Source organism: Streptomyces malachitofuscus (genome assembly GCF_055571035.1).
This window is the reverse complement of the sequence record NZ_JBVIGA010000045.1, coordinates 14,025-25,220: the sequence shown is the minus strand read 5'-3', so window position 1 is coordinate 25,220 and position 11,196 is coordinate 14,025. Positions and strand designations below refer to the sequence as shown.

Sequence of the window (11,196 nt, the reverse complement as noted above, 5' to 3'; positions counted from 1 at the left end):
GTGCGGTCCCCGAGACCGAGGACGGCCGCCCCCTGGGTGCGCACCCGGATACGGTCCGCCCCCGGCGCCGCACTGGGCCTGGCGCTGCTGGTGGCGGTGACCGCGTTCCTCGCCGCCGCGCTGCCGCGCGCCGTCGACCGGTACGGCGACGCGGGCCTGCACCAGGCCCTGCAGTCGGCCGAACCGGACCGCACCACAATGCTGTTGTTCGACCCGCGCCCCGGCTCCGGCCTGCCCCAGGAGGAACGCGAGGCGGCCGTACGCGCGGACGCCATGCGCGCGGACCACTCCGAGATCCTCGGTCTGGTTCCCCGGTCCCTCGCCGTCGACCCGGACCAGTCCGCCCACGGGGTGCGCACCTTCGAGGAACAGGTGATGGACGAGCCCTGGCTGCCCCGGCCGGACGGGCTGCCCACACGGCTCACGTTCGTCGCGCAGGGCGGGCTCGGCGACCACTCCCGCCCGCGCGAGGGCCGGCTGCCCGAGGCCCCGGGCACCGTCACCGCGGCGACGGAGAGCATCGAGGGCGCCGTCACCGCCGACACGGCCCGGGACCTGCACATCGAGGTGGGTTCCGTCCTGGACATCCCCGGCGTGGAGCGCGCACCGCTCAGAATCCGGATCACCGGCATCGTCGAACCGCGCGAGCCCCGCGGCGCGTACTGGTCGACCGACCCCCTGCTGCGTACCCCGGGCCTGACCGTCCTGCCCGGCGACCCGGATCTGCGGGAGTACTGGCTGGGCAGGGTGCTGCTCCCGCCGGACGCCGCCCCGGCGCTCCTCGGCACCGCCGCGGAGCCCATGCGCTACTGGCAGCTGGCCCCGGCCGTCACCGACCTGCACGGCTACGACGCGGCCCTTCTGAAGTCCGCCGTCGCGTCCCTGGAGTCCGGCCCGGTCCTCCAGCGGGTGCGCGCGGCCACCTCGCCCGACGTCAACGCGAGCACCGAACTGGACGACGTGCTCACCGAGTACACCGTGCTGCGCTCCGCCATCGGCCCGATGGTCTCCGTCGCCGCCTTCGGCACGGGTACGGTCGCCGCCGTGGTCCTGGTCATGGCCGGCTCACTGGCCGCGGACCGGCGCCGCGCCGAGCTCACGCTGCTGCGCGCCCGCGGCGGGTCCCTGCGCGGGGTCGTCGGACGGCTGCTCGCCGAGACGGCGGTGGTCGCCGTGCCCGCGGCTGCCCTCGGGCTGGCGGCCGCCCGGCTCGCGCTCCCCGGCGCCCGGCCGGAGCACGCCGTGGCCGCCGCGGGCGCCGTCGCCCTCCTCGGCTGCCTGGCCCTGCCCCTGCGGGCCGTCGCCGCGCACCGGTCCGTACGCGTGCACGGCGACCGCGAGGACGTCGTCTCGGCCCGCCCGTCGCGGCGCCGCACGGTCGCCGAGGTCACCCTGCTCGCGCTGGCGGTGGGCGCGGTCGTGGCGCTGCGCGCCCGCGGCACGTCGGACGGGGCGACGGCCTCCGGTGACCACCTGGTGTCCCTGGCCCCGGTGCTGGTGGGGACGATCGCCGCCTTCGTGCTGGTACGGCTCTATCCGCTGCCCCTGCGCGCGCTGGCCCGGGTGGCGAGGCGGCTGCGGGGTGCGGTCGGCCATCTGTCGCTGGCCCGCGCGGGCCGCGCCTCCGGCTCCGCGGTACTGCCCCTGCTGGGGCTGCTGACCGCGCTGACCACCGCCGCCTTCGGCGGGTCCGTGCTCACCGGGGTGGACGACGCCCGGGACCGCGCGGCCGTACTCACCGTCGGCGCCGACGCCCGCGTCGAGTCGCCCTTCCCCCTGCCGTCCGGCCTGACCGACCGCGTGCGCCGCGCTCCCGGCGTACGGGAGGTCACCGCGCTGAGCGTCGCCAGGTTCGCCCAGCCCGGCAACGACACCGGGACGGTCCCGGTGGCCGGTGTCGACCCGGCCGGCTACGCCGCCCTCGCCCGGCACACCGGGATCGGCGCCTTCGACCGGAAGGAACTGGAGGCGTCCGGGGCGTCGAAGCCCCTGCCCGCCCTGGCCTCGCCCGAGGTCGCCGACCGCCATGGCACCCGGCCCTTCCCGGTGCGCATGGAGGACGGCACTTCCGTCACCGTACGCATCGCGCTGGTGCGCGAGCGGACCCCCGCGGTCGTCGGCAAGGAGTTCCTGGTCGTGGACCGGTCGGGGCTCTCCGAGCGGTCCGCCCGCCCGACCCTGCTGCTGGCGACCGGCGACCGCCCGGACGGGGCCGCGCTGCGGGCGGCGACGGGCGGCAGGACACCGGTCCAGCTGCGCGCCGAGGAACGCGCCGGTTACGTCGACTCGCCGCTGCAGTCGGGCGCCGAGCGCGTCTACGCCGCGACGGTCGCGGCGGGCGCCGGCTACGCCGTGTTCGCGCTGCTGCTGACGCTGGTGCGCGCGGCCCCCGAACGGGCGGCGCTGCTCGCCCGGCTGCGCACCATGGGCCTCACCCGCGCCCAGGGACGCCGTCTCCTCGTCCTCGAGTCCCTCCCCCAGGCGCTGCTCGCGGCACTGGGCGGGGTCCTCACCGCGTGGGCCACCATCCGGCTGCTCGCCCCCGGCATCGATCTGACCGCCCTCGCCCTGCCCGTCACCGCGTCGTCGGCGGGGCAGGCGGCGCTGCGCACCGATCCGGTGTCGCTGCTGGTGCCGGCGCTGGCGGTCGTGGTGCTGACCGTCGGGGTCGCGGTGGCGCAGGCGTGGTGGACGGGGCGCCGGGGGTCGGTGCGGGAGCTGAGAGTGGGGGACGCCCGGTGAGACCGGACGACGCGAGGCCCGGGACGGCTCGCCGCAGGGTCCAGTGTCTCCAGGGCGCTGAGGACCACCTCGCCGTCGGCCCCGGCCGGTCCCCAGGACGGCTTCACACGGAACCGCGCGTACCCACCGTCCCGCCGTCCCGCTCGGCGACCCCGCACTGCAGCGGCGACCCGCCGCCCCGGTCGCTCTCCGGGGCGAGCACCCCCGGCCGGTCCCAACCGGGGGTGGCCGGCGAGGCCGTACGACGACGGGCGGCCCCGAGGACCCCACCACGTGCCGGCCCCCCACGGCCGCGACCGACCGACTCCCACCCAGGAGGTGCCCGATGACCTCGAATCCCACCCTGGCCGAGCTGGCCGACCGCGTCGCCGCCGACCGCGACCGCCCGGCCTACGGCCATGACGCGCTCATCACCTGCGACCGCCTGGTCCGCGTCTTCACCGCGGACGGGGTGGAGGTGCAGGCGCTCCAGGGGCTCGACCTCCTGGTGCGGGAGGGCGAGTTGATGGCGCTCGTGGGCGCGTCCGGCAGCGGCAAGTCGACCCTGATGAACATCCTGGCGGGCCTGGACACCCCCACGGCCGGCGCGGCGCGCGTGGCCGGCCGTGATCTGCTCACGATGACTGCGAAGGACCGCCTCGCCTACCGCCGTGAGGTGGTCGGCTTCGTCTGGCAGCAGACCTCCCGCAACCTGCTGCCCTATCTGACCTCGGCCCAGAACGTCGCCCTGCCGATGCAGCTCTCCGGCTTCCGCGGACGGTCCCGTGCCGCGCGCCGCGCCCGTGCCGAACGCGCCCTGGAACTGCTGGAGCTGCTGGAGGCAGCCGACTGCCGCGACCGCCGTCCGCATCAGATGTCCGGCGGCCAGCAGCAGCGCGTCGCCATCGCCGTGGCCCTCGCCAACGATCCGTCGGTGCTGCTCGCCGACGAGCCCACCGGCGAACTCGACTCCCACACCGCGGAGCAGATCTTCGCCGCGTTCCGCACCGCGAACGAACGGCTCGGCACGACCATCGTGATCGTCACCCACGACCAGGCGGTGGCGGGCGAGGTCCGCCGCACGGTCGCCATCCGGGACGGCCGTACCTCCACCGAGGTGCTGCGCCGCAGCGAGGTGGACGCCGTCACCGGCGACGAGACCGTGGTCGCCCGCGAGTACGCCATGCTCGACCGCGCCGGACGGCTCCAGCTTCCCGCCGAGTACACGGAGGCACTGAGGATGCGTGACCGCGTCGCGCTGGAACTGGAACCCGACCACATCGCCGTCCGCCCGGACGACAGGGACGGGCGGTGAGCGGGCCGTCTCAGCGCACGCTGATGCCGAGTGCCCCGAGCCCCGCCCGGCGTACGGCGACCGATCCGTAGGGCGTGCGCAGCCGGAGCCAGGACCCCGAGGAGAGCAGCGTCTGCTCGGTGCCGCGCAGGAACCCCAGCGACTGCGCGGCGTGCACCGCCCGCACCGGGAGGCCGGTGTCCGCGACCGTGCGGGACCAGATCTCCCGCCCGATGCGGTCGAGTTCGGCGCGGGTACGCCGCTCGGGCGCCAGTTCCTCCGTACGGGAACGGAACTCCGCGACCGACGCGGCGACGAGTCCCCGCAGCTCCTGGGCCGCCGGCAGCCCCGGTTCGGCCCGCCAGCCGCCGCGCGGGGGCAGCACCCCGGCCCACGGCGGGCCGGTCACCGCCCCGGGCACGGCCGCCGTGGCGGCGGACTCGTCCACCGATTCCAGCAGTTCACCCGCGGAGACGGTCACGTCCAGCGTGACGTCGAGCCCGTTCTCGTACGGTTTCGCCAGCCGTACGGCGCGGACGACGAGCACCTCGAAGGACGGGGGCCGGCCGAAGACGGCGAGCGCCTTGCCGGCCGCCTGCAGCCGGACGGCGGCCGAACGGTCGTAGTGCAGCAGCCGGGAGAGGAAGGCCGCGAGATCCGCGGCCTCCCCCTCGTCGGCGAGGTGGAGCACCGTCATGCGGCGACGGCCTCCTCCTTCTCCTCGTCGGCGGCGTCGTCCGTGTACTCCTGGAGGAACGCGCGCTCCTCCCCGGTGAGCCGGCGCGGACGCTGGGCCTCGAAGTCGAACGGCACTATCACCGTCGACGCGCGGACGTAGACGAGGTCGTCGTCCTTCACCTCGTAGGTGAGGGTGAAGGACGCCGCCCTGATCTCCGTGACCCACAGCTCGATGTCCACGGGCGTGTGCCGGTGGACGAGCTGCCGCTTGTAGTCGATCTCGTGGCGCGCCACCACGGACCCCTGCTTGAAGTCCTTCTCCGGGCGGAACAGGAAGTCGATACGTGCTTCCTCCAGGTAGCGGAGGAACACCACGTTGTTGACGTGGCCGTACGCGTCCATGTCCGCCCAGCGCAGCGGGCAGCGGTAGATGTGGCGCAAGAGATCAGCCCCGGGTCAGCTTCTTGTAGGTGGCACGGTGCGGACGCGCCGCGTCCGGGCCGAGCCGCTCGATCTTGTTCTTCTCGTACGACTCGAAGTTGCCCTCGAACCAGAACCACTTGGACTCGCCCTCGTAGGCGAGGATGTGCGTGGCGACGCGGTCCAGGAACCACCGGTCGTGGGAGACGACCACGGCGCACCCCGGGAACTCGAGCAGGGCGTTCTCCAGGCTGGAGAGCGTCTCGACGTCGAGGTCGTTGGTCGGCTCGTCGAGGAGCAGCAGGTTGCCGCCCTGCTTGAGGGTGAGCGCGAGGTTCAGCCGGTTGCGCTCACCGCCGGAGAGCACCCCGGCCGCCTTCTGCTGGTCCGGTCCCTTGAACCCGAAGGCCGAGACGTAGGCGCGGCTCGGCATCTCGACCTGACCGACGTTGATGTAGTCAAGCTCGTCGGAGACGACCGCCCACAGGCTCTTCTTGGGGTCGATGTTCTCGCGGCTCTGGTCGACGTAGGAGATCTTGACGGTCTCGCCGACCTTGATGGAGCCGGAGTCGGGCTCCTCCATCCCCTGGATCATCTTGAACAGGGTGGTCTTGCCCGCGCCGTTCGGGCCGATGACGCCGACGATGCCGTTGCGCGGCAGCGTGAAGCTGAGGTCGTCGATGAGCACCTTCTCGCCGAAGGCCTTGCTGAGGTTGTTCACCTCGACGACGACGTTGCCGAGCCGCGGGCCCGGCGGAATCTGGATCTCCTCGAAGTCCAGCTTCCGCATCTTGTCGGCCTCGGCGGCCATCTCCTCGTAGCGGGCCAGACGCGCCTTGGACTTGGCCTGCCGCCCCTTGGCGTTGGACCGCACCCACTCGAGCTCTTCCTTGAGCCGCTTCTGCCGCTTGGCGTCCTTCTGACCCTCGACCTTCAGACGGGCGGCCTTGGTCTCCAGGTACTTGGAGTAGTTGCCCTCGTAGCCGTGCAGCCGGCCGCGGTCGACCTCGCAGATCCACCCGGCGACGTTGTCCAGGAAGTACCGGTCGTGGGTGACGGCGACGACGGTGCCCTCGTACTTGGCGAGGTGCTGCTCCAGCCAGTTCACCGACTCGGCGTCGAGGTGGTTGGTGGGCTCGTCGAGCAGCAGCAGGTCGGGGGCCTCGAGCAGCAGCTTGCACAGCGCCACGCGGCGCTTCTCGCCACCGGAGAGGTTGGCGACCGGCCAGTCGCCGGGCGGGCAGCCCAGGGCGTCCATGGCCTGCTCGAGCTGCGCGTCGAGGTCCCAGGCGTTGGCGTGGTCGAGCTGCTCCTGCAGCTTGCCCATCTCGTCCATGAGCTCGTCGGTGTACTCGGTCGCCATCTGCTCGGCGATCTCGTTGAACCGGTCGAGCTTGCCCTTGACCTCGGCGACACCCTCCTGGACGTTCTCCAGGACGGTCTTGTCCTCGTTCAGCGGGGGCTCCTGCAGCAGGATGCCCACGGTGTAACCGGGCGTGAGGAAGGCGTCACCGTTGGACGGCTGCTCCAGCCCGGCCATGATCTTCAGAACGGTCGACTTACCGGCACCGTTCGGACCGACGACACCGATCTTCGCCCCCGGCAGGAAGCTCAGGGTGACGTCGTCGAGGATCACCTTGTCGCCGTGCGCCTTACGCGCCTTGCGCATGGTGTAAATGAACTCAGCCAAGAGAAACCGTCCGGCAGCTTGAAACAGGCAGTGGGCAGATACACCCCATCTTGCCGTACCGCCACCCCTGGGCGGAAACGCGTCTGCCACACACCCTCCGACCTGCCCTTTCCCGGACAGCCACGGTAGGTCGCCCGTCACTGTCGGTGGGCACCCTGTGCCCTCGGGCGTTCTCACCCGGCAGCGGGGGGGTCCTGGGCGGACAGTTTCTCCGCCAGTTCCATGCAGCGCAGGCGGGCCGGGGAGAGGTCGTAGGGCATCTTGCCGGTGGCTTCGAGCACGCTCATGGAGTCGGTGCCGCCCTCGCCGTCATCGGCGGTGTCTGGGTGCAACGTGTCCCAGGCGTCGAAGAGGGCGTCGTCGTCCTCGTCCAGGCCGGACTCCTCGATGGCGGCCTGCAGGGCGCTTTCGAAGGCGTGCCGCTCGGCGGCCACTTGAGCCACCCGTGGATCGTCGACGGCGACACTGTCGTCGAGTGCCTCCTCGGCCTCGTCGATGCGGTCGGATCGCTCCCGCAGCGCGGGATGCGTGGCCAGGACGACGAAGCGGGTGGCCTGGGCGGCCGCGCCGAGCGGGCCGAAGATCCGCTCGGTGACCAGCAGACTGTCCAGGTCCGCCTGACGCAGGGAGCCCTCGGGCAGGCTCTTGAGGCGTTCGGTGACGAAGCCGGAGAGCAGGCCCATCCGGCTGCCTTCGGCCCGCATCCGCCGCACGGCGGTCCGTTGCCGCCGCAATTCCGCCTCCTGCTCGGCGAGCCTTTCCTCCAACCGCTCCAGGATGCCCGCGATACCTTCTCCGCTGTCCGCGCCGTCGGAAGCCGTGCCGGTGGTGAAGGCGTCACGGATGTCGTCCAGGGCGATCCCGGCGTCGGCCATCCTGCGAATCCACAGCAAGCGGATCATGTCCTCGTACCCGTAGCGCCGGCGGCCATCGCCGCCCCGCTCGGGCTCGGGGAGCAGGCCGATCTCGTGGTAGTGGCGAATCGCCCGTGGCGTGCTGCCGACGAAGGCCGCCGCGTCACCGATCTTGACCTGACGGGGTGGCAGGAAAGACGAAGGCATGAGCAGGGACCTCTCCTCGCGGCATCGGCACGTGGTCCACGGGACCACATGCCGCTACGGAAGGTGCAACCCTCTCCACACACCGCGCCGCGCGAATGCCAGGGCCTGTGAATCGGGCCGGGGCGTGATCAGGCGGCTCTGGCGCGGACGGCCAGGGCTGCGACGAGGAGGGGTGGGGCGAGGAGGAGCGCGAAGGCTGCCGCGTAGCCGCCGAGCGGGTCGGCGCCCGCGGCCAGGCAGGCGTTGAGGACGGCGGAGGCCAGCGCCAGGACGACGACCTGGCCGAGGTTCATGTTGGTCTGCAGGGCGCTGGTGGTGTGGCCCTGCCGGTGGGGGGCGCTGTGCTTGAGGGACAGCACGGTGACGCACGGGTCGAGCAGGCCCATTCCGACGGCGGCCAGCGGCATGGAGGCCGCCGCGACCAGCGGGTGCACGCTGTGGAGGCTTCCCGCGACCGCGACCGCGACGGAAGCGGCCATGACGAGCGCCCCGACGGTGACGAGGCGGTGCCGGGCGACGTGCTGGAGCGCCTTGCCCTGCACCCAGGAGGCACCAGCCCACAGCACCGCGGACGCGGTGAACGCCACGCCGACCGTCACCGCCGCGACCTCCCGCTCCGTGATCAACATCAGCGGCACCAGGGCCTCGACGGTGAAGTACGTGCCCGAGGTGAGGCCGCGCAGCAGCACCGTCGTCGGCAGCCCACGCGCGCTCCGCCAGGTGCCGGCCGGCAGCAGGCGGGGGGCGAACACCACGAGCAGGACGACGCCGACGGCGACGAACGCCAAGTGGTGCACGTCCCACTCCGACACTCCGTACTGGCCGAGCGCCGCACCGAGGCTGAGCATCGCCGCCACGAACAGGGGCGGACGGGCGGCGCGTTCCTCGGCCGGCGGCAGGTCGGCGGGACCGGTGCCGTCGTCCGCCGCGGGCCGACGGAGCACGAGCACCAGCGCGATCGCGGGCAGGACGGTCAGGACGGCCAGGCCGTAGAACACCGCCCGCCAGGACCACCCTTCGGCGACCGCACCGGCCAACGGCGGCCCGACCAGCGACGGGATCACCCAGCTGGCGCTCATCAGTGCGAGCATCCTGGGCCGCAGCCGCTCGGGGTAGGACTGGCCGATCGCGGTGGTCACGGACACCGCGACCATCCCGGCGGCCAGGCCGTCCACGAACCGGCCGGCCGCGAGCTGCCAGATCGACCCGCTGGAGGCCGACACCAGCAGCGTCAGGACGGACAGGGCCATGCCGAGGGCCAGCGGACGGCGCGCCCCCGACCGGTCCGCCCAGTGCCCGCCGAGCACACCGCCCAAAAGGCTGGCGGCCACGAAACAGCCTGCCACCAGCGGGAACAGGGACACTCCGTCGAGGTCCCGGGCCGCCGTCGGCAGGGTGGGCACCACGGCCAGCGCGGCGAACCCGGTCAGGAACATCACCACGGCGAACGTCGTCGTGGCGGTCGCGTACGGGCGCGAGAAGATGCCCGGCTCGGTGACGGCGGTGGGAGCGGGCACGGGTCGCGCTTCAGCCATCGACACCCCGTTCCGGCAGGGCCAGGCTCCCGCTGTACGGACCGACGGGTGAATCCGGGCACCCGAGAGAACTGGTCTGGACCATTACTCGAGAACTTATGAGGGACGTCGAGGCCAGGTCAACAGCGAGATCCGGACCGGGGGCGCCGAGATCGCGCCAAGCGCCCCCGGATGTCGGCGCACCGGGTAGCGGTGGTGCCTCAGTCGTCGGACGGGGTCTGGCGGCGGCGGGCGATGACCAGGCCCGCGCCGCCGAGGACGACCAGGGCGATGGCGGTGCCGGCGATCCACGGGGTGGCGTCGGAGGACCCGGTCTCGGCGAGGTTGGTGTCGGTGGGGGTGCCGCCCAGGGGGGTCGGGGCGGTAAGGGTCTGGGCGGTCGTGCCCGTCTCGGCGGTCTTGGTCAGGCAGTCGAGCATGCCGGTGAACCGCTGTTCGAAGCCGTGCGGTCCCTTGACCGTGAAGTCGTAGGGCTGGTCCTCGCTCAGCGGAACCGTCACCGTGCGGGACGCGCCGCCCGCGACGGTCTGCTCCACGCCTCCCAGTTCGAAGGTGAAGGGCTCGTCGTCCTGGTTGGTGACGGTGAGGTCCACACCGCCCTTGGCGCAGTTCTCACGGGCGGACAGCGCGGGTATCGCGCCTTCCAGTGCCCAGGTGGCGGTCGCCGTCGCCGAGACGGTGGACTCGCTGGACCCGGCGAGGATCTGCGTCTGGCTCCGGGTGTCGGAGACGAAGGCACGGCCGACGGGCACCGTGGTCGAGGCCTGCGCGGTCAGTTCGGCGGTGGCCGCTGCCGCGTCCTCCGGCACCTCGAAGAAGATCTTGCTGCCGTTGGTGGCGGTGGTGACGGGCTCGCCGTCCTTGTTCACGATGCGCACGCCGCCGGTCGTGGCGTCCGCGGGCGGGACGAGCGTCACGCTGCGCGCGTCCGTGCGTACCGTCACCGGGCCGATCCGCTCGCCCGGGCGGCCGGAGACCGCCGGCGGGTCCAGGGCCAGCGAGGCCTTCGGCTCCGCCTGGTTGCGGGCGTTCTTCTCCAGGTAGTCGGCGAGCTGCTCGGCCTGGGGGTCGACGGCGTCCACGGCCACGTCGTCGGAGTGGCGCCAGATGGCCACCTGGGTGCCGGCCGCGGCGTCCTGTTCGGTGAGCTGGCCGCGGACACCCGCCTTCTTCGCGAGCTCCGCCAGGTTGTTCACCTGGGGGTAGGAGTGCTGCAGGATCCAGCGGATGCGGCCGGCGTCCTCGTTGGTGCCCAGCGAGGTCCCGCTCCAGGCGGTCTCGTGGTACTTGGCGTCCTTCTGCGTGGGCGTGTGGATGTCGACGCAGTACGTCTGGAGCATGCCGCCGCCCTCGACGGACATCTCGAACAGCCCCGCCGACAGCTGCTGGTCCCCGTCGGCGCCGTGTATGACGGCCGCGCCGTACGTCTTGAGTCCGGCTATGGTCGCCGCGGCTCCGCTGCGTCCGGTGTGCCCGGGCGCCGTTCCGCCGTCGCCGTCGGCGGCGGCCGTTGCGGCACCGGCCAGCACGGTGGTGGCGACCAGTCCGGACACCAGCGTTCCCGCCGCGAGGCGGGCCGACCCACGTCCGCGCGCGGACCACGCGGAGAACGAAACAGACACCGAATTCCCTTCCGAGCAGGACCCGTTGAGCGGGGGGACGGTCCCACCAGCAGAATCTCCGGCCCCGAGGGTCCCGGGAGCCGTCCCGGCATCCTAAGGAGACGGCGGACAGCGCTTGCCGATGATCGCATCGGAGGAGTGATCCGAATCGGAATCGTTATCGCCCGAGCTCCCG

Annotated in this window: 8 protein-coding genes and 1 pseudogene; 2 read left to right on the top strand and 7 right to left on the bottom strand. The window is 72.8% G+C overall.

Annotated features, from left to right (window positions below):
* The gene (locus ACZ44S_RS37545; RefSeq protein WP_466937696.1) at window positions 1-2,742 is read left to right on the top strand and encodes an FtsX-like permease family protein; all 2,742 of its coding nucleotides are present in this window, start codon (window positions 1-3) and stop codon (window positions 2,740-2,742) included.
* 29 nt (window positions 2,743-2,771) lie between these two features.
* On the opposite strand, the pseudogene ACZ44S_RS37540 reads toward ACZ44S_RS37545, so the two are convergent.
* Window positions 2,772-3,022 (bottom strand): annotated as a pseudogene (locus ACZ44S_RS37540) (hypothetical protein); the annotation flags it as partial.
* A 45-nt stretch (window positions 3,023-3,067) separates the two neighbouring features.
* Here ACZ44S_RS37540 and ACZ44S_RS37535 point away from each other — a divergent pair.
* Window positions 3,068-4,036 (top strand): ABC transporter ATP-binding protein, encoded by a 969-nt coding sequence (locus ACZ44S_RS37535; protein WP_466937672.1) that lies wholly within the window; start codon window positions 3,068-3,070, stop codon window positions 4,034-4,036.
* 10 nt (window positions 4,037-4,046) lie between these two features.
* Here the strand turns inward: ACZ44S_RS37535 and ACZ44S_RS37530 are convergent, their stop codons facing one another.
* From ACZ44S_RS37530 to ACZ44S_RS37505, 6 genes are all read right to left on the bottom strand, one after another.
* Window positions 4,047-4,712, bottom strand: coding sequence for a DUF8185 domain-containing protein (locus ACZ44S_RS37530; RefSeq protein ID WP_466937671.1), 666 nt, complete (start codon window positions 4,710-4,712; stop codon window positions 4,047-4,049).
* A complete protein-coding gene (locus ACZ44S_RS37525; RefSeq protein ID WP_466937668.1) occupies window positions 4,709-5,134 on the bottom strand; it encodes an acyl-CoA thioesterase in 426 nt (141 codons plus the stop codon). Before ACZ44S_RS37525 ends, ACZ44S_RS37530 begins: the two co-directional genes overlap by 4 nt.
* A gap of 4 nt (window positions 5,135-5,138) precedes the next feature.
* Window positions 5,139-6,803 carry an energy-dependent translational throttle protein EttA gene (gene ettA, locus ACZ44S_RS37520; RefSeq protein ID WP_466937666.1) on the bottom strand — a complete coding sequence of 555 codons (1,665 nt, stop codon included), beginning with the start codon at window positions 6,801-6,803 and terminating at the stop codon, window positions 5,139-5,141.
* Window positions 6,804-6,976: 173 nt separating this feature from the next.
* Window positions 6,977-7,864 (bottom strand): MerR family transcriptional regulator, encoded by an 888-nt coding sequence (locus tag ACZ44S_RS37515; RefSeq protein ID WP_466937663.1) that lies wholly within the window; start codon window positions 7,862-7,864, stop codon window positions 6,977-6,979.
* A gap of 128 nt (window positions 7,865-7,992) precedes the next feature.
* Window positions 7,993-9,399, bottom strand: coding sequence for an MFS transporter (locus ACZ44S_RS37510; RefSeq protein ID WP_466937660.1), 1,407 nt, complete (start codon window positions 9,397-9,399; stop codon window positions 7,993-7,995).
* A 200-nt stretch (window positions 9,400-9,599) separates the two neighbouring features.
* Window positions 9,600-11,021, bottom strand: a complete 1,422-nt coding sequence (locus tag ACZ44S_RS37505; RefSeq protein WP_466937657.1) for a Cys-Gln thioester bond-forming surface protein — start codon at window positions 11,019-11,021, stop codon at window positions 9,600-9,602.
* Window positions 11,022-11,196: the final 175 nt, after the last annotated feature.

What these genes read in the sequence shown, in the direction of transcription:
- ACZ44S_RS37535 (WP_466937672.1), top strand. Translation starts at nt 3,068, where the DNA reads ATGACCTCGAATCCCACCCTGGCCGAGCTGGCCGACCGCGTCGCCGCC.
- ACZ44S_RS37530 (WP_466937671.1), bottom strand. Translation starts at nt 4,712, where the DNA reads ATGACGGTGCTCCACCTCGCCGACGAGGGGGAGGCCGCGGATCTCGCG.
- ACZ44S_RS37515 (WP_466937663.1), bottom strand. Translation starts at nt 7,864, where the DNA reads ATGCCTTCGTCTTTCCTGCCACCCCGTCAGGTCAAGATCGGTGACGCG.
- ACZ44S_RS37510 (WP_466937660.1), bottom strand. Translation starts at nt 9,399, where the DNA reads ATGGCTGAAGCGCGACCCGTGCCCGCTCCCACCGCCGTCACCGAGCCG.